Source organism: Geodermatophilus sp. SYSU D00700 (assembly GCF_054050255.1).
In genome coordinates, this window is the sequence record NZ_JBJGZA010000054.1 from 1 (window position 1) to 23940 (window position 23940).

Sequence of the window (23940 nt, forward strand, 5' to 3'; positions counted from 1 at the left end):
CTCGGCGACTGTGTTTGATTGTTTTGGGGGTGACAGGCGGCGGGGGAGGTCCGGGCCCGCACGCCCTCGAGAGCGCCACCCCCCCCAGCGAACCGGGCCGCTCCCCGCCGAGAACACGTGAACTCGACGAGGCGCGAGCGACCCCCCAAACGCCGACAGGGGCGGCCCCGCGAGTGCGGGACCGCCCCTGCCGGGCGTTGCTGGTGCTACGGGATGACCGGACTCAGAAGTCCATGCCGCCCATGCCGCCGTCGCCACCCGGAGCGGCCGCAGCGGCCTTCTCCGGCTTGTCGGCGATGACGGCCTCGGTGGTGAGGAAGAGCGCCGCGATGGAGGCGGCGTTCTGCAGCGCCGAGCGGGTGACCTTGGCCGGGTCGATGATGCCGGCCGAGACCAGGTCCACGTACTCGCCGGTGGCGGCGTTGAGGCCGTGGCCCACCTCGGAGTTGCGGACCTTCTCCGCCACGACGCCGCCCTCGAGGCCGGCGTTGACGGCGATCTGCTTCAGCGGCGCCTCGAGCGCGACGCGCACGATGTTGGCGCCGGTGGCCTCGTCACCCTCGACGTCGAGCTTCTCGAACGCGACGGCGGCGGCCTGCGCCAGGGCGACGCCACCACCGGCGACGATGCCCTCCTCGACGGCGGCCTTGGCGTTGCGCACCGCGTCCTCGATGCGGTGCTTGCGCTCCTTGAGCTCGACCTCGGTCGCGGCGCCGGCCTTGATGACGGCGACGCCACCGGCCAGCTTGGCCAGGCGCTCCTGCAGCTTCTCGCGGTCGTAGTCGGAGTCCGACTTGTCGATCTCGGCGCGGATCTGGTTCACCCGGCCGGCGATCTGGTCGGTGTCACCGGCGCCCTCGACGATCGTCGTCTCGTCCTTGGTGACGACGACCTTGCGGGCGCGGCCGAGCAGGGCGACGTCGGCGGTGTCGAGCTTGAGGCCGACCTCCTCGCTGATGACCTGGCCACCGGTGAGGATGGCGATGTCGGCGAGCATGGCCTTGCGGCGGTCGCCGAAGCCGGGGGCCTTGACGGCGACCGACTTGAACGTGCCGCGGATCTTGTTCACGACCAGGGTCGCGAGGGCCTCGCCCTCGACGTCCTCGGCGATGATGGCCAGCGGCTTGCCCGACTGCATGACCTTCTCCAGCAGCGGGAGCAGGTCCTTGACCGAGCTGATCTTGCTGTTGACGACGAGCACGTACGGGTCGTCGAGGACGGCCTCCATGCGCTCGGCGTCGGTGACGAAGTAGGGCGAGATGTAGCCCTTGTCGAAGCGCATGCCCTCGGTGAGCTCGAGCTCGAGGCCGAAGGTGTTGCTCTCCTCGACGGTGATGACGCCTTCCTTGCCGACCTTGTCCATCGCCTCGGCGATGAGCTCACCGATGGCGGTGTCGGCGGCGGAGATCGACGCGGTGGCGGCGATCTGCTCCTTGGTCTCGACGTCCTTGGCGCTGGAGAGCAGATGCTCGGTGACCGAGGCGACGGCCTTCTCGATGCCCTTCTTCAGGGCCATCGGGTTGGCGCCGGCGGCGACGTTGCGCAGACCCTCGCGGACGAGCGCCTGGGCCAGCACGGTGGCGGTGGTGGTGCCGTCACCCGCGACGTCGTCGGTCTTCTTCGCGACCTCCTTGACCAGCTCGGCGCCGATCTTCTCCCAGGGGTCCTCGAGCTCGATCTCCTTGGCGATGCTCACACCGTCGTTGGTGATGGTGGGAGCGCCCCACTTCTTCTCGAGGACGACGTTGCGGCCCTTGGGGCCGAGCGTCACCTTGACGGCGTCGGCGAGGGTGTTCATGCCCCGCTCGAGGCCGCGGCGCGCCTCTTCCTCGAAGGCGATCATCTTGGCCATGTGGTGATGTCCTCCATGCATGGATCGCTGCACGGCCGGGACCGGCGCCCGCGACGGACGACACCGGCGCCGCGGACACTCCTACGGCCCGCGCTCCGGTGCCTCACCGTTCCGACCTGATTGGCACTCGGCACTGTCGAGTGCCAACCCGAAGTCTGGCACTCGCCCCTGCCGAGTGCAAGAACGGGGGGTGGGCGCCGGCTGTTCCCGGAACAGCGACGGCCCGGTCCCCGCGCGGGGGACCGGGCCGTGGCGCGGTGCCAGGAGTCAGGCGACGCGGACGCCGTCGGCCTGCGGGCCCTTCTCGCCCTGGACGACCTCGAAGGTGACCCGCTGGCCCTCGTCGAGGCTCTTGTAGCCGTCCATCTGGATGGCCGAGTAGTGGACGAAGACGTCCTGGCCGCCGTCGACGGCGATGAAGCCGAAGCCCTTCTCGGCGTTGAACCACTTCACGGTGCCCTGTGCCACGTGTGCTCCCACGGTGCGTGCGTGCGGACGGTTCCCCGTGGTCCGGGGACCGGGGTACAGCTCTTCCGCCCGTCGGACACGTGCGTGGAACTGACGACCGCGCGAGACGGTACAACAGGGACGCCGTCGTGGGGAGATGCCGCACACACGACTCGGGGACGACCGGGCGGGGATGTCACCCGCCGGATCGACGGCCCCGAGCGTACGCCTCAGCCGATGAGGCCCGCCGACCGGACCGACCGCAGCGACGGCTCCACCCGGTGCGTCGGGCCGACCACCGGCGTGAGCGGGTCGAGGGTCTTGAGGCCCTCGCCGGTGTTGAGGACGACGGTCTCCCGCGCCGGGTCCAGCCGGCCGTCCTCGACCAGCTGCCGCAGCACGGCCACGGTCACGCCGCCGGCGGTCTCGGCGAAGACGCCGGTGGTGCGGGCGAGGTCGCGGATGCCCTGGACGATCTGCTCGTCGCCGACCCGGCCGACCGCGCCGCCGGTGCGCCGGATCGCGTCGAGCGCGTAGGGCCCGTCGGCGGGGTTGCCGATGTTCAGTGACTTGGCGATGCCGGTGGGCTTGACCGGCTTGACGACGTCCCAGCCGTTGTCGAAGGCGGTGGCGATCGGGTCGCAACCGGCCGACTGGGCGCCGAACACCCGCCACTCGGTGGCCTCGACGATCCCGGCGGCGGCCAGCTCGCGGAAGGCCTTGTCCACCTTGGTCAGCAGCGAGCCCGAGGCCATCGGGATCACGACCTGGGCCGGGATCCGCCAGCCCAGCTGCTCGGCGATCTCGTAGCCCATCGTCTTGGAGCCCTCGGCGTAGTAGGGCCGCACGTTCTGGTTGACGAAGGCGGTGTCCTCGAACTCGTCGGTCTCGGCGAGCTCGCTGGTCAGCCGGTTGACGTCGTCGTAGGAGCCGTCGACGGCGACCAGCGTCTGCCCGTAGACCGCCGACTGCACGACCTTGCCCGGCTCGAGGTCGGCCGGGATGAAGACGAACGACGGGATGCCCGCGCGGGCGGCGTGCGCGGCCACGGAGTTGGCCAGGTTGCCGGTCGAGGCGGCGGCGATCTTCCGGTAGCCGAGGCCCTGGGCGGCCGTGGCGGCCAGCGACACCACGCGGTCCTTGAACGAGTGCGTGGGGTTGCCCGAGTCGTCCTTGACCCACAGCCCGCCGGTGACGCCGAGCTCGGCGGCGAGCCGGTCGGCGCGCACCAGCGGGGTCAGGCCCGGGTCGAGGGAGACGCGGTCGGCCGGGTCCTGGCCCACCGGCAGCAGCGCGGCGTAGCGCCAGATGTTCTGCGGGCCGGCCTCGATCTGCTCGCGGGTCACCGACCGGAGGGCCTCGGGGTCGTAGTCGACCTCGAGCGGGCCGAAGCACTCGGCACAGGCGTGCTCGGCGATCAGGCCGAAGGTGGCGCCGCAGTTGCGACAGACGAGGCCGCGGGCGGGACTGGGCGGGACCGGGCCACGGGCGTGCACGTCGGCCTGGGCGGATCCGGGAGCGGTCAGGGTCATGCGACGACTACCTCCTCATCTTCCCCGCGGCGGGCCGTCGAGCCGCGCGGGACGGAATTGGCACCTCTCGCCGCTCGCGCGGCGGGTTGCCGGGGCTTCGCCGGGCCGTGTCCCTCTGCCCCTCTGGATGAGTGGAACGCCGGCGACTCTACCCACCCGGCGTCGGCGACCCGGGGTCGGCACGGCGGGCTCGGGCCTCGACACGGCCGCGGGCGCGGGCGCGGGATGCGGGCTCCCGCCCGACCTGCGAGGAGGCCGTGCACACCGGTCGGGCACGCCGCCCCTGGCCGGGGCCGGCCCTCGCGCTCCTCCTCGCCGTGACGGGCTGCGCCGGCGAGGACGCCCGGCCTTCTCCTCCTCCCGCTGCCTCGAACACCGTCTACGCGGTCAGCGCCGCGGGAGCGCTGCCCACGCTGCACGACGGTCCCGCCGTCGAGGTGGTGCTGCGGAGGCGGCCCTCGCGGTGCGACGTCCACGCGCTCGGGGAGAGCCACCGCACCGGGCTGGTGGAGCTGGTGGTCGCCCTCGGGAGGCCGCGCCCCGGCGGGTGGTGGTCACGCCGGACCAGGAGGTCCGCCGCCGGCTGGAGACGTTCGCGGTGGACACCTGCCGGGCGCGTCCGGACCGAGCGGGGCCGCAGGTGAGGATGTGCGCCATGTCCCCGGCCGCAGCGCGCATCGTCTACACCGACCTCGACGGCACCATGGTCGGCCCTCGGGGGTCGTTCTGGCACGACGCCGGCGGGTCGCCCACCGCGGAGCCCGCGGCCGCGCTGCTGGAGCTGCACACCGCCGGGGTCGCGCTGGTGATCGTCAGCGGGCGGACCGCCGACCAGGTCACCGAGGCCGGGCGGATATTCGCCGCCGACGGCGCGATCGCCGAGCTGGGGTCGCTGGTGACCTGGCGGGGCGGGCGCGAGCGCCACCACCTCACCGGCGAGCTGCCCCCCGAGTACGCCGGTCGCACGCCGATGGACGTGATGGCCGAGCTCGGCGTCGTCGAGGCGCTGTGCGCCGCCCACCCCGGCCGGCTGGAGTGGCACGCGCCCTGGCACGTCACGCACGAGGGCGACGCGCTGCTGCGCGGCTACGTCGACCTCCTCGCCGTCGACGCCTGGCTGGCCGAGCGCGGGCTGGGCTGGCTGACCCTCAACGACAACGGCGCCATCCCGGCGTCGGCGCGGCTGAGCCTGGCGCCGGAGGGGCAGCTGGCGCGGGTCTACCACCTCATGCCGCGCGGCATCTCCAAGGGCGCGGCCATCGCCTGGGACCTCGAGCGGCGCGGCCTGGACCCCGCCGACGCCGTCGCCATCGGGGACAGCGCCAGCGACCTGGACATGGCGCCCGCCGTCGGCCGGCTGTGGATCACCGCGAACGGCGCCGAGGTCGAGGGCATGGCCGGGCTGATGGACGCCGTCCCCAACGTGTCGGTGACCGACGGCGCGATGGGCGTCGGCTGGGCCCAGGCGGTCCGGAGCTCGATCAGCTCGTGACGTCGCGGCGGGAGAAGTGGCGGAACGCCAGCGCGGTGAAGACGGCGACGTAGACCAGCGACTGGACCACCCCGCGGAACAGGTCCGAGGAGTCGACCGGCGTCTGCAGCAGGTCGGTCCAGGCGAAGGACTCCGCGGTGGGGAACCAGTCACGGATCGCGCCGAGCTGCTCGACCTGGTCGAGGATCGAGAAGACGATCGTGGTGAACACCGCGCCGCCGACCGCGGCCAGGGGCGCGTCGGTGATCGTGGACAGCCAGAACGCCAGCGCGCCGACCACGAGCAGGTGCACGGACAGGTAGCCGAGCATCCCGGCCAGCCGCAGCAGCCCCTCGCCCTGCGGGAGGCTCACGCCGATCGGCGTGCGGATGTCGTCGAAGCCGAAGGCGATCCCGCCGGCCACCACCGCGACCAGGGCGAGGGTGAGCAGCGCGGCCACCGACAGCACCAGCGCGGCCAGCCACTTCTGCCGGAGCAGCCGCATCCGCGGCACCGGGGTGGCCAGCGTGTAGCGCAGCGACCCCCACTGCGCCTCGCTGGCCACGGTGTCGCCGAAGAACAGCGCGTAGACCACGACGAGGAAGAAGCCGGTGGTCGCGAACAGCACGAACAGCGTGAAGTTGAGCCCGCTGGAGGTGGCGACGTCGACGAGGTTGATCCGGCTGTTCTCCTGCGCGTCCTCGCTGGCGCCCAGCTGCAGCGCGGCGATGAGCACCAGCGGCAGGGCGACCATGAGCGTGAACACGCCCAGGGTGCGCCGCCGCTTGAACTGCCGGCGCAGCTCGACCGACAGCCGCAGCGTGCGCTCGGGCCGGTAGCCGGCGACCGCGCCGGTGGACTGGACGTGCTCGGTCGCGGTCACGACTCCCCCACGAGTGCCAGGAACGCGTCCTCCAGGCGGCGGCGCGGCGTGAACTGGTCGACGGCGACGCCCGAGTCCACCAGCGCCTGCAGCGCGGCGGCGCGGGAGGTCCGCGGCCCCAGCTCGGCGACCAGGCCCTCGTCGGTGCGCTCCACGGTCACGCCGGGCAGCCCGGACAGGACGGCGGCCGCGCGGTCGGCGTCGGCCGGGTCGGTCAGGCCCACGAGCACCGCGCCGCCGGTGCCCACGATCTCCTCGACCGTGCCCTGCGCGATCTTCTGCCCCTTGGCCATGACGACCACGTGGGTGCACGTCTGCTCGATCTCGCTGAGCAGGTGGCTGGAGACGATCACCGTGCGGCCGGTGGCGGCGTAGGAGCGCAGCACCTCGCGCATGGCGTGGATCTGCGGCGGGTCCAGCCCGTTGGTCGGCTCGTCGAGGACCAGCAGGTCGGGCAGGCCCAGCATCGCCTGGGCGATCGCGACGCGCTGCCGCATGCCCTGGCTGTAGCGGCGGACCGGGCGGTCGATGGCGGCGCCGAGGCCGGCGACCTCGATCGCCTCCTCCATGTGCGCGTCCTCGGCCGGCCGGCCGGTGGCCGCCCAGTACAGGGTGAGGTTGTCGCGGCCGGACAGGTGCGGCATCAGCCCGGTGCCCTCGACGAAGGAGCCCAGCCGGGACAGCACCGGCGCGCCCGGCCCGGCGGCGTGGCCGAAGACGCTGATCCGCCCCTGCGTCGGGCGGATCAGGCCCATGAGCATGCGCAGCGACGTCGTCTTGCCCGCGCCGTTGGGGCCGAGCAGGCCGAGCACCTGGCCGCGGCGGACCTCGAAGGACAGGTCGCGGACGGCGACGAAGCCGTCCTTGTAGGCCTTGGTCACGCCCTCGAAGCGCAGCGGCACGTCCTCGCCGTCGGGCTCGACCTCGGAGGTGACCCGCCGGCGCCGCCGGCCCCACAGCACCGCGACCGCCCAGCCGAGCAGGCCGAGGACGACGACGGCGCCGAGCAGCCACCACCAGCGGGAGGTGCCGCCGTCGGCCTGCGCCTCACCAGCCACGGTCGGGACGGCGAGCACGGTGCCGCCGTTGCCGGCGCCGGCCAGGGACACCGAGTAGACGCCCGCCTCGGCCGGCAGCGCGAAGCCCTGGTCGGTGGAGCTGACCACGACCCGCATCGTGTGGCCGGCCTCGAAGCGGTGCACGATCCCGGGCAGCGTGACGGCGACCTCGGTGGGTGCGGCGGGGTCCGCGGACAGGCCGGTCAGCGACAGCGGGGCGACCAGCCCGCCGGGCAGCGTCTGGGCGCCGTCGGGACCGACGTCGTAGAGCTTGGCGAACAGCGTCGCGGTGCCGGTGGGCGAGGCGACGGCCAGCTCGACGGTCGGGGCGCCGACCACTTCCACGGCCTCGTCGAGCGGCTCGGTGGCGAAGGCGGCGAACTGGCCGGGGATCTCCACGGCGGTGCCGCCGAGCGCGGAGGCGAGCGACCCCAGGCCCGGGACGGTGGTGATGGCCGCGGGGGTGCCGCCGGCCGGGGTGACCACCGGCTGGAGCGGGCCGTCGAGGGCGAGCTCGGTGCGCGCGGTGGGCCCGGTCCCCTCCAGGCCGGGGTAGGCGTCGGTGACGACGCTCTGCGTGCCGCCCTGGACGCTGCCGAGCGTGCTGCCCAGGCCGCTGGGCACGGGGAACTCGAAGCCGGCGCCGGGGTCCTCGCCGCGGGCCGGGTCGTCCTCGTCGCGCAGGTGCCAGCCGAACCAGCCGGCGACGAGCTCGCGCAGCTCGGCGGTCTCCCGCTCGGAGGGCTGGGAGTCGTGGCCGCCGGCGTACCAGACGACCTTCACCGGGGTGCCGTTGGCGGCGATCCCGCGGGCGTTGGCGTCGGCCTGACCGAGGCCGAACAGCGAGTCCTCGGTGCCCTGCACCAGCAGGGTGGGTGCGGTGATCCGGTCGAGCACGGCGGCCGGGCTGCTGCGGTCGAGCACCGCGGAGACCTCGGGCGTGAGCGTCCCGGTGGCCGCGGCGGCCTGGTAGGCGGCGCAGATGTCGGCGCGGAACCGGCCGCAGGTCAGCGCCTGCTCCACCGCGGCGGGGTCGACCGTGGACAGGTCGACGGGCAGGTCCTCGAGCGAGGGGACCGCGGCCGGGGCGGCGGCCGCGCCGTCGCCGGTGGCGGCCTCGGTGTCCCCGCCGTCCTCGCCCTCGGCCGCCCCTCCGCCGCCGAGGGCGTCGAGCAGCCCGCCGCCGGGGGCCGACCCCACGCCGAAGAACAGCCCGGACCACAGGCGCTTGTAGACGCCGGTGTCGGGGTCCTGCGGGGTGGCCGCGGGGGTGGCGGCGTCGACCGCGCCGGTCTGGGAGGGGAACAGCGCGGCGGTCAGCGAGTGCCAGGTGATCTGCGGCGCGATGGCGTCGACGCGGTCGTCGTAGGCGGCGCCGAGCAGGGACAGCGCGCCGCCGTAGGAGGCACCGGCGACGCCGACGCGCGGGTCGCCCTCCCCGTCGAGCAGGACGTCGTCGCGCCCGGCGAGCAGGTCGAGCAGCGTGGAGAGGTCGGCGACCTCGTAGCGGGGGTCGTCGAGGCCGATCTGGCCGGTGCTGGCGCCGAAGCCGCGCGCCGAGTAGGTCAGGACGACGAACCCGCGGCCGGCGAGGTCGCGGGCGTCGTCGGCCACCGACTGCTTGCTGCCGCCGAAGCCGTGCGCGAGCACGACCGCGGGCGCCGGCTCGTCGGCGGTGGCCGAGCCGGGCAGGTAGAGCGTGGTGTCGAGCTCGACGGCGTCGGCACCGGAGCCGGAGGGGACGCGGGCCTCCTCGGTGCGCACCTCCTCGGCCGCGGCCGCCGCGGCGGGCAGCGCGCCGAGCAGGGCACCGGTGAGCAACAGGGTGAGCAGGGCGCCGAGCGCCGCACGGGCGCCGGGGCGCGGGCGGGGTGTCACGGGCCCGCGGACGGGACGCACGATGCGGCCAACGGACGGTGTCGCGCCGGTGTTCCGGCGGTGGCGGTGCGGTGTGTCGCGGTCGGGCGTCAGGGCCGCCACTCACCGGTGAGGACGACGACGAGGCCGGGGTCGGCCACGCCGGGGACGTCGAAGAAGCGCTCGGCGGGCCCGCCGACCACGCCGGGGAAGGCCTCCATGAGCTGCAGCGCCGACTGCCGCTGCTGCTCGTCGCCCGCGGTGACGAAGACGGTGGTGACGGCGACGCCGGGGCCGTCGTACTCGCCGACGCCGTTCGGCTGCCAGCCCTGGCCGCTGAAGGCCTCGGCGGCGTCCCCGGCCAGGCCGCCCACGTCCGTGGCGTTGAGCACGGTCACCGGAACACGGACCGGCGTGCTGGGCGCCCCGGCGACCGGGGGCAGCGGCTCCACCGACAGCGGCGGCAGGACGCCGGTGGGCGGGGCGACGGTCGCCGGGGGTGCGGCGGTGGTCTGCGGAGCCGTGCTGGTCGAGCCGGCCTCCTGCGTCGCCGAGGAGGTGAAGCTGTACACGCCGAGCACGACCAGCGCGACCACCACGACGGCGAGCAGCGCCGGCACGGCCCGGCCGCGGCGCGGCGGGGCGTCGTCCTGGGTGGCGGCGCGCAGGGCGGCCCGGGAGACGCCGGCCCGGCGCGCGGCCTTGCGGCGCTCGGACTCCATCGCCTGCCGCTCGGCCTCCCGCGCCTGGCGCTCGGCCCGCATCGCGGCGCGGTTGCCGACCACGCCGGTGGAGTCGCTCGGGGGCCCGGTGGGCGGCCCGGTCTCCGGCTCGGGCGCGCGGTCGCGGACCCGCTCGCGGCGGCCATCCCGGGCGACGTCCCGGTCGGGGATGGCCTCGGTCGACGGCGCCGCGGCGCGGCCCCGGCCGACCTCGCGGTCGGGGATGGCCTCGGTCGACGGCGCCGCGGCCCGGCCCCGGCCGACCTCGCGGTCGGGGATGGCCTCGGTGGCAGGGGCGGCCGCGGCGCCCGTGGGGCGGGTCCAGTCGCGGTAGGGCGTGGCACCGGCGGCGTCCGGGGTCGCGGACGGGCCGGCCGGGCTGGGCCGGGCCGCGGCCGGCGGTGCCGCCGGGGGTGCCTGCGGCGTCCGGCTCCGGGCGGCGGGGCGGGCGGGCTGGTCCCACGGGTCCAGCGGCGCGACGGCCGGCTCGGCGGCGTCGGCGTTCGGGGTCGGGACGGCCTGGAACGGCGCGACCGTGGTGAGCGGCGCCGCCGGCCGGACCGGGGCCGAGGCGACCGGCGGGCTCGCCGCCGGCGGAGCCGCGGGAGGGGCCACGGGCGGCGGCGCGGGCAGCCGCGCGGCGGTCGGCGGGACCAGCGGCGGGGCGGCCGACGGCGCGGGTGCGGGCTGCGCCGCCGCGGGGGGCGGGGCGGCGGCCGGCCGGCGGGTGGGGCGCTCCGCCGGCGCGGACGGCGTCGGAGGCGGGCTCTGCTGCGGGGCGGGCGCCTGGCGGGTGACGCCGTCGACCGGCGGGCGGGCCCACGACGTCGGCAGTTCCGGCTCGGCGGCCCGCGCGGGGACGTCGGGGCGACCCGGCCGGCCGGTCAGCCGGCGGCGCCGCTCGGTCTCGTCGCCGAGCAGGGCGTCGCGGCGGCGCTCGGCGCGGCTGCGCAGCGGCCCGGTGAGGGTCGGGGCGTCGCTCCAGTCGGTGCCGTCGGACGCGTCGGCACCGTCCGGGACGGGATGCCCGGGGGCGGGGTCGGTGCGCCGGCGTCCACCGGCCACCGGGGCGGACGGCCGGTCCGGTTGGTCACCACCTGACGCCGCGTGCCTGCCCACGGTGACCAAATCTAGATGGCGGACGAGCCCTTGCCCAGGAGCGACGGGGAACGCCGCTGGCGTCGCGCGCTGCGCAGGCGGCGCAGCCGGCGGACCAGCAGCGGGTCGGCCTCGAGTGCCGCAGGCCGGTCGACCAGGGCGTTCAGCACCTGGTAGTACCGGGTCGGCGGGAGGCCGAACTGCTCGCGGATGGCCGTCTCCTTGGCGCCGGGGTGGCGCCACCACTTGCGCTCGAAGGCCAGCATCTCGTGCTCGCGCCGGGTCAGGCCCGCAGGCTGCGCGGGATCCTCACCGGACACCGAGCCCCCCGGCGGGGAGACCGCGGGGTCGGGGTCGGGGGTCATGGTCGGGTCCGTTCGATCGGGGGGAAGCCGTCACCGATGACGGTATGCCCCGTCGCCGACCTTTTCCGCGTGTCGCGCCGCCGGTCTCAGGCCGGGGCGGCGACCTGCTCGGCCGCGGCGCGGCGACCGGCCGCCGCCCGGGCCGAGCGCAGGCTGTCGACGGTGAACACGGCCAGGGCGGCCCACACGATGGCGAAGCCGACCAGCCGGGCGGGCGGCATGGGCTCGTCGAAGACGAAGACCCCGAGCGCCAGCTGCATCAGCGGCGTCACGTACTGCAGCAGCCCGACCGTGGACAGCGGGATCCGCCGGGCGGCCGCGGCGAACAGCAGCAGCGGCACCGCCGTGGCGATGCCCGAGGCGAGGAGCAGGAGCAGGTGGCCGGTGCCGGCCTCCCCCGCCGTCCCCCGGCCGGTGGCGTGCAGCACCCCCAGGAACACGACCGCGGGGAGGAAGGTCACCGCCGTCTCGACGAACAGCCCCGGCGCGGCCTCCACCCGGACCAGCTTCTTGAGCAGGCCGTAGCCGCCGAAGGTGGCCGCCAGCGCCAGCGCGATCCACGGCGGCCGGCCGTAGTCCCAGGTCAGGACGGCGACGGCGACGGCCGCCAGCGCCACCGCCGTCCACTGCAGCGGGCGCAGCCGCTCGGCGAACACGACGACGCCGAGCAGCACGCTGACCAGCGGGTTGACGAAGTAGCCGAGCGAGGTCTCGACCACGTGACCGGAGTTGACGCCGTAGACGAAGACCAGCCAGTTCGCGGCGATGAGCACCGAGGCGCCGGCCAGGACGAGCATGGTGCGCCGGTCGGTGACCGCGGCCCGGACCAGCGACCAGCGGCGCAGCACCGTCAGCAGCAGGGCGACGAACAGCAGCGACCAGACCACCCGGTGCGCGACGATCTCGACGCCGCCGGCGGGCTCGAGCAGCGGGAAGTACAGCGGGAAGCAGCCCCACAGCAGGTAGGCGGACAGGCCCGCCGCCGTCCCCAGCCGCCGCTCGTCCACGGCGGCACGGTACGCCGGGGGACCCTCCGGGCCGGGGCGCGACCCGGGACCCGTGGCTAGCCGGTCTGGATGTACTCGACGAGGTGGGCCCGCTCCTGCTCGAGCTCGTCGAGGCGGGCCTTGACGACGTCGCCGATCGAGACGATGCCCAGCAGCAGGCCGTCCTTGGTCACCGGGACGTGGCGGACCCGGTGGTCGGTCATCGTGCGGGCCAGGTCGTGCACCGAGGCGCTGGGCGGGCAGGTGTGGACGTCGGCGGTCATCAGCGCCGACACCGGGCCGTCGAGCACCGCCGGCCCCGACTCGTGCAGCCCGCGGACGACGTCGCGCTCGGAGACGATGCCGTCGACCGCGCCCCCGCCGGAGGAGACGACGAGCGCGCCGATCCGGTGGCGGACGAGCAGGCTGAGCGCGTCCCGGACGCTGGCGGCCGGGTCGACGGTGACCACGTCGGGACCCTTGTGGCGGAGCAGCTGGGAGATCTGCACGGACGTCCTCCTCACCTGGGGGCGGCGGCAGTGTCCTCCCGGACGGCGCCGGGGGGCAACGGTGCACGGCGCGGGACGGAACCGTCCGCCCGGTGGCCGGACGGGCCTACCGTGGACGCGTGCGCACCACGCGGCACGACGCCCGCCCGGCGTCCCCCTCGGTCCTCCAGTGGCTCCGCTACGCCTTCGGCGGGGGGCTGCCCCGCCGGCTCTCGCCCTGGGTGCTGTCGGACACCACCCGGCCCGGGTGGGTCCGCCGGCACGTGGCCCGCTCGCTGGTCCAGCTCTCGCCGCTCGTCGTGATCTGCCTGGTCGCCGTCCCGATGGCACTGGCCTACCGGGTGACCGCGGCCGCCGGCGGCCTCATGGTCGGGCTGGTGTACTCGCTGGCGTTCATGGTGGAGACCACCGAGCACCGCGTGGCGAAGGCCGGCTACCCCGCCGGCACCGCCGCCCGACTGCGCGAGGAGCGCGCCGAGCGGCGCCGCGACGCCCGGGTCGAGGAGCGCTTCCCCTACCGGGTCGGCGGAGCCGGCAGCTTCGACTGAGCCGACGGGGGGACTCGAACCCCCAACCGCCCGATTACAAGTCGGGTGCGCTACCAGTTGCGCCACGCCGGCGGGACATGGGAACAAGTCCCGGGACGAGTCTAGGGACAACGCAGGGGACAACTCCGCGGCGTCCGCCGGCGATCCGGCTCGGCGGTCCCGCGCACCCGCGGGAACCGGACGCGCGCCGGGTGGGCCCCTACCGGTCGTCCGGCGAGCCCGGATCCGAGTTGACCCGGATGGCGCGGCGCGGACCGCGCACCAGCCATCCGAACACGGCGGGCCAGATCACCCACCACACCACCGCGTCCCAGGGGAACTCCCCCTCGCGCACGGTCATCCAGTACAGGCCGGCCGCGAGGACGCCGATCAGGCCGAGCAGCACGGCGACCCGTCCCGACCGGGAGTGGAGCCGACGGCGTGCCTCGGTCTGCTCGATGAGCTGCCGGGCCCACTGCACGGCGGCCCGGCGCAACCGCTCGTCCTCCAGCCGGCGCCCCCACGTCACCGCGGACTCGACCTGCGCCGCCTCCTGCGGCGTGAGGCCGAACTGGCGCATGGCGTCGCCCCACGGATCGGGATCGGCCCCCGGACGCAGCCGCGACCACACCCGACGGCTGCCGACCCACCAGGCCAGCAACGGCAGCCCCAGCAGGATCGTCACCACGGCGATCACCGCCCCGGTCACCGGCGCGGACTTCCACCGGCCGATGCTGACGGCGTGGCACCGACCGACGACGTCGCCGCCCTCCTGCCGCTGGACCGCTCGCAGCTCGACGCGCTGCGGGAGCACGTCGAGTCGCTGCTGGAGGCCGGGGCCTGCGACCAGACCCGCCGCGCCACCGACGCCTGGGCCACCCGCCACGGCATCGCCCTCGACCGGCTGCACGAGGGCCTCGAGGAGTTCGGCGGGTTCTGCGACTGCGAGGTCGTGATGAACGTCGACCCCGCGGTGGTCTTCCCGGGGGCGGGTCAGGCGGCGCCGGTACCGGCGGAGGGTCCCTCGCTCAGGTAGCCGGCCGGGTCGCTGCGCGGGGACCCCTCGGCCAGCCAGCGCGCGAAGCCGGCGGGATCGCGCCGCTCGAGCTCGTCGAGCGTCTCCTGGCGGCGCCGCACGATCGACTGCCGCGCCGTCGGGTGCAGCTGCCCGGCCAGCGCCGTCGTCGTGCTCAGCCACTCGCGGCCCAGCGCCGCGGTGGTCATCGTCGTCACCGGCGGCAGGAAGGTCACCGTGCCGACGGTCTCCCCCGGCCGGCCACCGCCCGCCGGCCGCGGCACGGCGGCCGGCGTCCCGGCGGTCGACCCCGGAGGCGACGCGAGGGTGGCGTTGCGCCGCGGCGGGCGCCCGGTGTGCGCGAGCCACAGCCCGAGGCCGCCGACGGCCAGGACCGCGCCGGCGATCACGGTGAGCACCGGGCCGCCCAGCGCCGCCGTGCCGGACAGGAAGAGCAGCACCGCCATCGTGGCCGCGCCGACGCGCCAGGCGGCCTCGAGCGGCGAGTGGCGGTCGAGGACGCCCAGGTCGGCACCGGACCCGCCCCCCGACTCGCGGGCCACACCGGCGGCCAGGCAGGCGGTCACGACCGAGGCCAGCCCGATCGCCAGCAGCCCGGGAGGTCGCAGGGCCAGCCCGCCGACGACGGCCACCGCCGTCGCGGTGAGGGCGGCCAGCCCCAGGAGCAGGCGGGCGGGGACTCCGCGGTCGGACACGAGCAGCCTCCTGGAGGACAGGCCGGGCAGGGGGCCCCGTCCGCTCCGCGAGGACCGGCCGGGCTCCCCCTCTACCCCGCGACGGCCCGATCGCACACCGTGCACGGCGTGTCGCGGGTCGGCGGACCGCGCAGGGCAGGATCGCCGCGCGTGGGGACCTCCGTCGTCGAGCTCGGGCCGCGCCTGGCCGTCGTCCTGGTGCTGCTCACCGCCCTGGCGGCGGCCGTCGGCCGGCTGTCCGGGCTCGGCCAGGAGCGGCCGGTCGTGGTCGCCGCCCTGCGGGCCACGGTCCAGCTGGCCGCGGTGTCTGCGGTGGTGCTGCTGGTCGTGGGCTCGCTGTGGCTGTCGGCGGCGTTCGTCCTGCTGATGGTCGTCGTCGCGGCCGGGACCGCCGCCGGGCGGGCCACCGGACTGCCGCTGCGCGCCCCCGGGGCGGCGCGCCGGGTGGCGACGGCGGCGCTGCCGGTGGCCGGCGGCGCGGTGCCGGTCGTGGCGCTCGTCCTGGCCAGCGGGACGGTCCCGCTGCGCGGCGCGGCGGTCGTCCCCGTCGCCGGGATCCTCGTCGGCGGGGCGATGACCGCGACGTCGCTCGCCGGGCGGCGGCTGCGGGAGGAGCTGACCACCCGCCGGGGCGAGGTCGAGGCGGCGCTGGCGCTCGGCCTGCTGCCCCGCGACGCCGTCCTCGAGGTCGGCCGCCCGTCGGCCGCGACCGCCCTGCTCCCGGCGCTCGACCAGACCCGCACCGTGGGCCTGGTCACCCTGCCCGGCGCGTACGTCGGCGTCCTGCTCGGCGGCGGCAGCCCGCTGGCCGCCGGCGCCGCGCAGCTGCTCGTGCTGGTCGGCCTGCTGGCGGTGCAGGTGGCCGCGGTCTGGATCGTCACCGAGCTCGTCGCCCGCGGCCGGGTGCTCACCGGTCTCCCCCGCTGACCGCGCCGCCGGCGCCCAGAGACCTCACAGGCGCTCGGCAGCGCTCCGCCAGACGCCCGGCCGACAGTCGGTCCCGAGGCGGTGGAGCGCCGCCACGCGAGGAGGACCACGACGATGACCGGCACCCCGTACCCGACCCCCCAGCCGCCGCAGCAGCCGCCGCAGCAGCCGCCGGCCGGTGCGGCCCCGGGATGGACCCCGCCGCCCTCCGGCGGCACCTGGTACCCGCCGGCCCACACCGCGCCGCTGCCCCCGCCGACCTCCCCAGGGCCGGCGCCCCGCCGCGCCGGCCGGCTGCGGATCGGCGTCGCGGGCCTGCTGGCCGGCGCGCTGGTCGGCGGCGGGGCGGGCGCCGGCGTGGTCGCCCTGACCACCGACGGCGCCGGCACGGGAGGGACCGCCGCCACGGCCCAGCCGGTGGTGATCGAGGACCCGGAGAACGCCACCGCGGTGACCGCGGCCGCCGCCGCGGCGGCGCCCAGCGTGGTGACCGTGTACGTGTCCAGCGGCTCGGGCTCGGGCAGCGGCTCGGGGGTCGTCCTCTCCGAGGACGGCTACGTGCTGACCAACGACCACGTGGTGAGCCTCGACGGGGGCACCACCGGCGCGGCCGTCCAGGTGCGCACCGCCGACGGCGCGCTCCACGACGCCACCGTCGTCGGGACCGACCCGACCTCCGACCTGGCCGTGCTGCGGCTCGAGGACGCCGACGGGCTGACCCCGGCCACCTTCGCCGACTCCGACGAGGTGCAGGTCGGTGACCTGGCGGTGGCGATCGGCGCCCCGCTGGGCCTGTCCGACACCGTCACCGACGGGATCATCAGTGCGACCGACCGCGCGGTGACCACCGGCTCCACCCAGGACGACGCCACCGTCCTCGACGCGCTGCAGACCGACGCGGCGATCAACCCGGGCAACTCCGGCGGCGCGCTGGTCGACAACTCGGGCGCCGTGATCGGCATCAACACCGCCATCGCCTCGGTCGCGTCGGGCCTGCCCGGCTCGTCCGCACAGAGCGGCAGCATCGGCGTCGGCTTCGCCATCCCGAGCAACGTCGCGCAGCGGATCGCCGAGGAGATCATCGAGACCGGGTCGGCCACCCACGCCGTCCTCGGGGTGCGGGCGCAGACCGCCGCCGACGACACCAACAGCGAGGTCGGCACCGGCGCGCAGCTCGCGGAGGTCGAGGCGGGCAGCGCCGCCGCGGACGCCGGGCTGCAGGCCGGTGACGTGGTGACCGCCGTGGGCGACCGCGTCGTGACGACGTCGGCCGAGCTCACCGCCGCCATCCGCAGCCACGCCCCCGGCGACGACGTCTCGCTCACCGTCGACCGCGGCGGGCGGACGACGACCGTCGAGGTCACGCTCGGCAGCAGTGCCGGCTGACCCGGCGACCCCGACGGGCACCCTCCTGCGCCACCTAGGCTCGGGAGGGTGTCGTCGTCGCGCAGACCGCCGGGCAGCATCCCGCTGACCTCCTCGCTCGACGACCCCGCCCGCGCCGAGGGCCTGCGGCGGATGAAGCGGCTGGCCACCGGGCTGTTCCTGCTGGCCGCGGCGGTCTTCCTCGCCTGCGTGCTGGTCGGTGAGGACGCCGGCCCCTGGGTGGGCTACGTGCGGGCCACCGCCGAGGCCTCGATGGTCGGGGCGCTGGCCGACTGGTTCGCCGTCACCGCGCTGTTCCGGCACCCGCTGGGGATACCGATCCCGCACACGGCGATCATCCCGCGCAAGAAGGACCAGATCGGCGCGAGCCTGGGCACCTTCGTCCAGGAGAACTTCCTGACCCGCGCCGTCGTCGAGGACAAGCTGGCCACCGTCGACGTCCCCGGCCGGCTCGGCGACTTCCTCGCCGCCCCCGGCCGTGCCCAGCGGCTGGCCGGCGACGCCGCCGTCGCGCTCAGCGGGGTGACCGACCTGCTCCGCGACGACGACATCAAGGACGCCGTCGCCGGGCTGGTCGACCGCAGGCTGCACGAGACGCCGGCCGCGCCGGTGCTCGCCCGTGTCCTGGAGCTGGTGGTCGACGGCGACCGGCACCAGGAGGTGCTCTCCGCGGCGCTGCGCTACCTCGGCCGCTTCCTGGAGGAGAACCGGGTCGTGTTCCGCGCCCAGCTCGGCGACGCCTCGCCGGCCTGGGTGCCCGACTGGGTCGACGACCGCGTGTTCGACCGGCTCTTCGCCGCGCTGCAGGGCTTCCTGCACGAGGTCGGCGCCGAGCGGGACCACGAGCTGCGGCGGGTCTACGACGCCCGGCTGCGCGCCTACGTGCACGCACTCCGCACCGACCCCGACACCGCGGCGAGCGTCGAGGCGTTCAAGAAGCAGCTGCTCGATCACCCAGCGGTGCGCACCTGGTCGTCGTCGCTGTGGACCAACGCCAAGACGGCGTTCCTCGCCGCGGCCGCCGACCCCGACTCCGAGCTGCGGGCCCGGGTGACCGGGCTGGTCCTCGACGCCGCCCGGCTGCTGCGGACCGACGAGCGGGTGCGCGAGCGGGTGCAGCGGCAGTCGGTGCGGGTGGCCGGCTACCTGGTCGAGCGGTTCGCCGGCGACGTCGCCGACGTCGTGGGCACCACCGTGGCGCGCTGGGACACCGAGGAGACCAGCCGGCGCATCGAGCTGCAGGTCGGCCGGGACCTGCAGTTCATCCGGATCAACGGCACCGTCGTCGGCGGGCTGGCCGGGCTGGTCATCTACACCGTCGCCCAACTGCTGGGCTGAGGCGCGCGACGATCAGCCTCCCTGATCGTGCGGCGTCCTCCCGCACGTCCCACCGTGAGGGAGGACGCCCGACGATCAGGTCACCTGATCCCGGCGGAGGCGCTACCCCCGCGCGCGGGCGGCGGCGTACAGGGCGATGCCGGCGGCGACGCTGACGTTGAGCGACTCGGTGTCGCGGGCGATGGGGATGCGCAGGACGACGTCGCAGCGCTCGCGCACCAGCCGGGACAGGCCCGTGCCCTCGGCGCCCACCACGAGCGCCACCGGGTCGGCGAAACCGTCGTAGTCGTGCAGGTCCAGCTCGCCGTCACCGGCCAGGCCCACGGTCTGCAGGCCGGCGTCCTGGTAGGCCGCGAGCGCCCGGGCCAGGTTCACCGCGCGTGCCACCGGCAGCCGGGCGGCCGCTCCGGCGCTCGTGCGCCAGGCCGAGGCGGTCATCCCGACCGCGCGCCGCTGCGGCACGACCACGCCGTGCGCGGCGAACGCGGCCGCCGAGCGCACCACGGCTCCCAGGTTGCGCGGGTCGGTGACGCCGTCCATGGCCACCACCAGCGGGGGGCGGCCGGAGTCGCGGGCGAGCTCGAGCAGGTCGTCGGGGTGCGCGTAGTCGTAGGGCGGGACCTGCAGGCCGATGCCCTGGTGCAGCGCACCGCCCGACATCCGGTCGAACTCGGCCCGGCCGACCTCGAGCAGCGGCAGGCCGCGGTCGGCGGCCAGCTGCACGGCCTCGGCGACCCGCTCGTCGGTGCGCGTGCTGTCGCCGGTGACGACGTACAGCGCGGTCGCCGGGATCTCCGCGCGCAGCGCCTCGACCACCGGGTTGCGCCCGAGCAGCAGCTCGGGGGCCTCCTCGGCGCGCTGGCGGCCGCGGTCGCGCTCGGCCCGCCGGCGGGCGTCGGCCTGCGCCCTGCGCTGCGCGGGGTGGCCCTTGCGCATCTCGGCCGGCGGGGTGGCCCCCCGGCCGGCCAGGGCCCGGCGGTTCTTGCCCCCCGTCCCGGCCGTGGCGGTCTTCTTGCCCGCACCGCTCGTGCGGCCGCGGCGCTGGCTGTTGCCGGCCATCAGCGGGTCAGCTCCCATCGGGGTCCCTGCGGGGTGTCCTCGACCTGCACGCCGAGGGCGGTGAGCTGGTCGCGGAGGGCGTCGGCCGCGGCGTAGTCCTTGCGGGCGCGGGCGGCCTGCCGCTGCTCGAGCGCGAGCCGCACCAGGCCGTCGGTGACCCCGGCGAGCCGGCCGTCGCTGCTGCCCTCGGCCCAGCGCGGGTCGAGCGGGTCCAGGCCGAGGACCTGCAGCATGCCGCGGACGGCACCCAGCGCGGCGGCCGCGGCGGCGTCGTCACCCTCGGCCAGGGCGGTGTTGCCCTGCCGGACGGTCTCGTGCAGGACGGCGACCGCGGCCGGGGTGCCCAGGTCGTCGTCCATGGCCGCCCGGAAGTCCTCGGGCAGGGAGGTCCCGCCGTCCGCCCCGACCCGCTCGGCGGCCCGGTGCACGAAGGACTCGACCCGCCGGAAGGCGGCGCCGGCCTCGGCCAGCGCGGCGTCGGTGAACTCGATCGTCGACCGGTAGTGCGGGGCGACCAGGTAGTAGCGCAGCTCGATCGGCCGGACCCGGCGGACGACCTCGTCGACCAGCGCGGTGTTGCCCAGCGACTTGCTCATCTTCTCGCCGCCGAGGGTGACCCAGCCGTTGTGCACCCAGTACCGGGCGAAGCCGTGGCCGGCCGCGTGCGACTGCGCCTGCTCGTTCTCGTGGTGCGGGAAGCGCAGGTCCAGACCGCCGCCGTGGACGTCGAAGTCCGGCCCGAGGAATCGTTCGGCCATGGCCGAGCACTCCAGGTGCCAGCCGGGCCGGCCGCGGCCCCACGGTGTCGCCCAGCCGGCGGTGTCGGGCTCGCTGGGCTTGTGCGCCTTCCAGAGCGCGAAGTCGCGCGGGTCGCGCTTGCGCTCGTCGGTGGCGCTGTCGGCCGCTGGCTCCATCTCCTCCGGCTTCTGCCGGGTCAGCGCGCCGTAGCCGGGGAAGGAGCGCACGTCGAAGTAGACGTCGCCGTCGACGGCGTAGGCGTGGCCGCGCTCGATCAGCCGCGCGATGAACTCGACCATGTCGGGGATGTGCCCGGTGGCCCGCGGCTCGTAGGTGGGCGGTCGCACGCGCAGCGCCTCGTACGCGCGGGTGCTGGCCAGCTCGTTCTCGTAGGCCCAGGCCCACCAGGGGACGCCGTGCTCGGCGGCCCGGGTGAGGATCTTGTCGTCGATGTCGGTGATGTTGCGGACCAGCGTGACGTCGACGCCGTGGCCCCGCTCGAGCCAGTTGCGCAGCAGGTCGAAGACCAGGCCGGCGCGCACGTGCCCCAGGTGCGGCCGGCCCTGCACGGTGAGGCCGCAGACGTACATGGAGGCCTGTCCGGCACGCAGGGGCGTGAAGTCGCGGACCGCGCGGGCGGCCGTGTCGTACAGGCGGAGGCTCACCGCGCGGAGTCTACGGAGCCCGGCGCGCCGGTCTCCCGGACCACCAGCGCCGTGGCGACCGCCGCCCGGCCCTCGCCCCGGCCGACCAGCCCGAGCCCGTCGGTGGTGGTGGCCGTGACGCTCACCGGGGCACCCAGCGCCGCCGACAGGGCCGCCTCGGCCTCCGCCCGGCGCGGTCCGAGCTTCGGGGTGGGCGCCACCAGCTGCACGACGGCGTTGCCGACCCGCCAGCCGACGGCGGCCAGCGTGGCCCGGACGTGCTCGAGGACGGCGACGCCGCGGGCGCCGGCCCACCGGGGGTCGTCGGTGCCCAGCAGGCCGCCGATGTCGCCGAGCCCGGCCGCCGACAGCACGGCGTCGGTGAGGGCGTGGGCGACGACGTCGCCGTCGGAGTGCCCGGCGCAGCCGTCGGCACCGGGCCAGGACAGCCCGGCCAGCCAGCACTCGCGGCCGGCCTCGACCGGGTGCACGTCGACGCCGAGGCCGACCCGGGGCAGCGCGTCGCTCACCGGGCCACCTGGAGCTCGGCCAGGTGCAGGTCGTGCGGCACGGTGACCTTGGCGGCGCGCTCGTCGCCGTCGACCGTGCCGACCGGGATGCCGGCGGCGCGGACCACGGCGGCGTCGTCGGTGAGCTCGACGCCCTCGGGCAGCGCGGCGTAGGCGGCCACCAGCGTCGCCCGGTCGAAGCCCTGCGGCGTCTGCACCCGCCGCAGCGGGGCGCGGGGGACGGCGGAGGTGACCACGCCGGCCTCGTCGACGACCACGGTGGTGTCCACGACCGGCAGCACCGGGACGACGGCCGGGGCGCCGGCGGCGAGGGCGGCCAGCACCCGCGCGACCACCTCGGGCGGGGTGAGCGGGCGGGCCGCGTCGTGCACGAGGACGGCGTCGGCGTGCGGGCCCGCGACGGCCAGGCCGGCGCGCACCGAGGCGGTGCGGGTGGCCCCGCCGTCGACGAGCTGCACGGCGCCGGGCAGGACGGCGGCGAAGGCCGCCCGGTCGGCGGCCGGCACGGCGACGAGGACCTCGTCGACGCCACCGGCCAGCAGGACCTCCACCGCCCAGGCGACGAGCGGGCGTCCGGCCAGCGGCACCAGCGCCTTGGGTCGGTCGGCCCCCAGACGCGAACCACTCCCGGCCGCTGCGACGATGCCGACAGCGGACACGGGAGTGGTCGGGTGGAGCGGGTGCGCGGAGGTGGGAGTCAGTCGGCCCGGCTCAGCTCGCCAGGACCTCGTCGAGGAGGACCTCGGCCTTGTCCTCGTTGGTGCCCTCGGCGAGCGCCAGCTCGCTCACCAGGATCTGACGGGCCTTGGACAGCATCCGCTTCTCGCCGGCGGAGAGGCCACGGTCCTTGTCGCGGCGCCACAGGTCGCGGACGACCTCGGCCACCTTGTTGACGTCGCCGGAGGCCAGCTTCTCGAGGTTGGCCTTGTAGCGGCGCGACCAGTTGGTCGGCTCCTCGGTGTGCGGGGCCCGCAGGACCTCGAACACGCGGTTGAGCCCGTCCTGACCGACGACGTCGCGGACGCCGACGATCTCTGCGTTGTCGGCCGGCACGCGCACGGTCAGGTCGCCCTGGGCGACCTTCAGCACGAGGTAGGCCTTCTCTTCACCCTTGATGACCCGCGTCTCGATCGCCTCGATCAGAGCGGCACCGTGGTGCGGGTAGACGACGGTCTCGCCGACAGTGAAGCCCATGTGTGTGTGACCCCTTTCGCTGTACCCAGGTTAGCACGGCACACTGACCCCCGGAACGGCCTGATGGCGGATAAGCGCAGGTCAGCGGCCTGATGAAGTCCAGGAGAGGGGTTGACACGGGCGTGGTGGGTGTGCGTGCGCGGCCCGCCCGGGCGGCCTCGGTGGGCGCCCTGGTGCGCGCGACGCACGCCCCGCCGGCGGCCGCGGTGACCGTCGTCGCGACCCTGCTCGCGGTCGCCGCCGGGCTGTCCCCGGGCCGCGCCGCGCTCGTGGGAGCGGCCGTCCTCGCAGGTCAGGCGTCCATCGGGTGGAGCAACGACTGGCTCGACGCCGACCGCGACCGCGTCGTCGCGCGCGCGGACAAGCCGGTGGTGCAGGGGGCGGTCGACCCCGGCGTGCTGCGCGTCGCGGCCCTCGCGGCGGCCGCGGTGGCCGTCGTCCTGTCGCTCGCGCTGGGCTGGGTGCCCGGTCTCCTGCTCCTGCTGCTGGTGGCCAGCGGTTGGGCCTACAACGCGGGTCTCAAGCGCACGGTGATGTCGGGACTGCCCTACGTCACCGGCTTCGGTGCCCTGCCGGCCGGTGTGGTGGCGGCCGCGCCCGGTTCGCCCGCCGCGCCGTGGTGGCTGCCGGCGGCGGGGGCGGCCCTGGGGGCCGCGGCGCACCTGGCCAACGTGGCACCCGACATCGAGGAGGACCTCGCCACCGGGGTGCGGGGGCTGCCGCACCGCCTCGGCGCGCGGCTGTCGGCGGTCCTCGGCGCCCTCCTCCTCGGCGGGGCCTCGCTGGTGCTCGTCCTGGGCCCGCCCGGGCCGCCGGCGTGGTGGGGCTGGGCCGGGCTGGTGCTGGCGGTGCCGGCGGTCGCCGTCGCCGCGCTGGCGGGGACGCACCGCCTCCGCCGGCTGGCCTTCCCGGCGGTGCTGCTGCTGACCGTCCTCGACGTGGTGCTCCTGCTGCTCGGCGGGGGGGGGGGGGGGGGGGGGGGGGGGGGGGCCGGGCGGGGGGGGGGGGGGGGGGGGGGGGGGGGGGGGGGGGGGGGGGGGGGGGGGGGGGGGGGGGGGGGGGGGGGGGGGGGGGGGGGGGGGGTGG

Annotated in this window: 23 protein-coding genes, 1 tRNA gene and 1 riboswitch; of the genes, 7 read left to right on the forward strand and 17 right to left on the reverse strand. The window is 76.2% G+C overall.

Features of this window, described 5'->3' with window-relative positions; genetic code table 11:
- Positions 1–223: 223 nt before the first annotated feature.
- From groL to thrC, 3 genes are all read right to left on the reverse strand, one after another.
- Positions 224–1852 carry a chaperonin GroEL gene (gene groL, locus ACI79V_RS22870; protein ID WP_456877625.1) on the reverse strand — a complete coding sequence of 543 codons (1629 nt, stop codon included), beginning with the start codon at positions 1850–1852 and terminating at the stop codon, positions 224–226.
- Between the two features lie 267 nt (positions 1853–2119).
- Entirely contained in the window at positions 2120–2320 is a 201-nt protein-coding gene (locus ACI79V_RS22875) for a cold-shock protein (RefSeq protein ID WP_089405184.1), read from the reverse strand.
- 209 nt (positions 2321–2529) lie between these two features.
- Positions 2530–3831, reverse strand: coding sequence for a threonine synthase (gene thrC, locus ACI79V_RS22880; RefSeq protein WP_456893017.1), 1302 nt, complete (start codon positions 3829–3831; stop codon positions 2530–2532).
- A gap of 12 nt (positions 3832–3843) precedes the next feature.
- A riboswitch (SAM riboswitch) is annotated at positions 3844–3965 on the reverse strand.
- A gap of 521 nt (positions 3966–4486) precedes the next feature.
- Between thrC and ACI79V_RS22885 the strand changes: the two genes are divergently transcribed.
- Positions 4487–5323 (forward strand): HAD family hydrolase, encoded by an 837-nt coding sequence (locus ACI79V_RS22885; protein ID WP_456893019.1) that lies wholly within the window; start codon positions 4487–4489, stop codon positions 5321–5323.
- Here ACI79V_RS22885 and ACI79V_RS22890 read toward each other — a convergent pair.
- The 6 genes from ACI79V_RS22890 to ACI79V_RS22915 form a co-directional block, all read right to left on the reverse strand.
- Entirely contained in the window at positions 5313–6185 is an 873-nt protein-coding gene (locus ACI79V_RS22890) for an ABC transporter permease (RefSeq protein WP_456893021.1), read from the reverse strand. The genes ACI79V_RS22885 and ACI79V_RS22890 overlap by 11 nt on opposite strands.
- Entirely contained in the window at positions 6182–9121 is a 2940-nt protein-coding gene (locus ACI79V_RS22895) for an alpha/beta fold hydrolase (RefSeq protein ID WP_456893023.1), read from the reverse strand. Before ACI79V_RS22895 ends, ACI79V_RS22890 begins: the two co-directional genes overlap by 4 nt.
- Positions 9122–9210: 89 nt before the next feature.
- Positions 9211–10887: a LytR C-terminal domain-containing protein gene (locus ACI79V_RS22900; RefSeq protein WP_456893025.1), complete on the reverse strand. Its 1677-nt coding sequence runs from the start codon at positions 10885–10887 to the stop codon at positions 9211–9213.
- A gap of 65 nt (positions 10888–10952) precedes the next feature.
- Complete coding sequence (locus ACI79V_RS22905; protein ID WP_456893027.1) at positions 10953–11285, reverse strand: DUF3263 domain-containing protein; 333 nt, start codon at positions 11283–11285, stop codon at positions 10953–10955.
- 86 nt (positions 11286–11371) lie between these two features.
- Entirely contained in the window at positions 11372–12292 is a 921-nt protein-coding gene (rarD, locus tag ACI79V_RS22910) for an EamA family transporter RarD (RefSeq protein WP_456893029.1), read from the reverse strand.
- Between the two features lie 56 nt (positions 12293–12348).
- Positions 12349–12780 (reverse strand): CBS domain-containing protein, encoded by a 432-nt coding sequence (locus ACI79V_RS22915; RefSeq protein WP_456893030.1) that lies wholly within the window; start codon positions 12778–12780, stop codon positions 12349–12351.
- A 119-nt stretch (positions 12781–12899) separates the two neighbouring features.
- On the opposite strand from ACI79V_RS22915, the gene ACI79V_RS22920 reads away from it, so the two are divergent.
- Entirely contained in the window at positions 12900–13328 is a 429-nt protein-coding gene (locus ACI79V_RS22920; RefSeq protein ID WP_456893032.1) for a DUF5313 family protein, read from the forward strand.
- Here ACI79V_RS22920 and ACI79V_RS22925 read toward each other — a convergent pair.
- Together ACI79V_RS22925 and ACI79V_RS22930 are read right to left on the reverse strand one after the other, a co-directional pair.
- Positions 13328–13400: transfer RNA gene (locus tag ACI79V_RS22925), tRNA-Thr, on the reverse strand. The two genes, ACI79V_RS22920 and ACI79V_RS22925, sit on opposite strands and share 1 nt — an antisense overlap.
- A gap of 127 nt (positions 13401–13527) precedes the next feature.
- Complete coding sequence (locus ACI79V_RS22930) at positions 13528–14016, reverse strand: hypothetical protein (RefSeq protein ID WP_456893034.1); 489 nt, start codon at positions 14014–14016, stop codon at positions 13528–13530.
- Between the two features lie 33 nt (positions 14017–14049).
- Here ACI79V_RS22930 and ACI79V_RS22935 point away from each other — a divergent pair, with 33 nt between their 5' ends.
- Entirely contained in the window at positions 14050–14343 is a 294-nt protein-coding gene (locus ACI79V_RS22935) for a DUF2695 domain-containing protein (RefSeq protein WP_456893036.1), read from the forward strand.
- Here ACI79V_RS22935 and ACI79V_RS22940 read toward each other — a convergent pair.
- Positions 14301–15038, reverse strand: coding sequence for a hypothetical protein (locus tag ACI79V_RS22940; RefSeq protein ID WP_456893038.1), 738 nt, complete (start codon positions 15036–15038; stop codon positions 14301–14303). The genes ACI79V_RS22935 and ACI79V_RS22940 overlap by 43 nt on opposite strands.
- Before the next feature lie 150 nt (positions 15039–15188).
- On the opposite strand from ACI79V_RS22940, the gene ACI79V_RS22945 reads away from it, so the two are divergent.
- From ACI79V_RS22945 to ACI79V_RS22955, 3 genes are all read left to right on the forward strand, one after another.
- The gene (locus ACI79V_RS22945; RefSeq protein ID WP_456893040.1) at positions 15189–15965 is read left to right on the forward strand and encodes an ABC transporter permease; all 777 of its coding nucleotides are present in this window, start codon (positions 15189–15191) and stop codon (positions 15963–15965) included.
- Positions 15966–16079: 114 nt separating this feature from the next.
- The gene (locus ACI79V_RS22950; protein ID WP_456893042.1) at positions 16080–17351 is read left to right on the forward strand and encodes a S1C family serine protease; all 1272 of its coding nucleotides are present in this window, start codon (positions 16080–16082) and stop codon (positions 17349–17351) included.
- 48 nt (positions 17352–17399) lie between these two features.
- Entirely contained in the window at positions 17400–18689 is a 1290-nt protein-coding gene (locus ACI79V_RS22955) for a DUF445 domain-containing protein (RefSeq protein WP_456893044.1), read from the forward strand.
- A 102-nt stretch (positions 18690–18791) separates the two neighbouring features.
- Here ACI79V_RS22955 and rlmB read toward each other — a convergent pair whose 3' ends face one another.
- The 5 genes from rlmB to ACI79V_RS22980 are packed head-to-tail and all read right to left on the reverse strand — an operon-like array spanning position 18792 to position 22854.
- A complete protein-coding gene (gene rlmB, locus ACI79V_RS22960; protein ID WP_456893046.1) occupies positions 18792–19766 on the reverse strand; it encodes a 23S rRNA (guanosine(2251)-2'-O)-methyltransferase RlmB in 975 nt (324 codons plus the stop codon).
- A complete protein-coding gene (gene cysS, locus ACI79V_RS22965) occupies positions 19748–21151 on the reverse strand; it encodes a cysteine--tRNA ligase (RefSeq protein ID WP_456893048.1) in 1404 nt (467 codons plus the stop codon). Before cysS ends, rlmB begins: the two co-directional genes overlap by 19 nt.
- Positions 21148–21660: a 2-C-methyl-D-erythritol 2,4-cyclodiphosphate synthase gene (gene ispF / locus ACI79V_RS22970; protein ID WP_456893050.1), complete on the reverse strand. Its 513-nt coding sequence runs from the start codon at positions 21658–21660 to the stop codon at positions 21148–21150. Before ispF ends, cysS begins: the two co-directional genes overlap by 4 nt.
- Positions 21657–22319, reverse strand: coding sequence for a 2-C-methyl-D-erythritol 4-phosphate cytidylyltransferase (gene ispD / locus ACI79V_RS22975; protein WP_456893052.1), 663 nt, complete (start codon positions 22317–22319; stop codon positions 21657–21659). The genes ispF and ispD overlap by 4 nt, the downstream gene beginning before the upstream one ends.
- 52 nt (positions 22320–22371) lie before the next feature.
- A complete protein-coding gene (locus tag ACI79V_RS22980) occupies positions 22372–22854 on the reverse strand; it encodes a CarD family transcriptional regulator (RefSeq protein WP_073418385.1) in 483 nt (160 codons plus the stop codon).
- A 206-nt stretch (positions 22855–23060) separates the two neighbouring features.
- On the opposite strand from ACI79V_RS22980, the gene ACI79V_RS22985 reads away from it, so the two are divergent.
- Positions 23061–23940, forward strand: an 880-nt coding sequence (locus ACI79V_RS22985) for a UbiA family prenyltransferase (RefSeq protein ID WP_456893054.1), incomplete at its 3' end; no start/stop codon positions are given.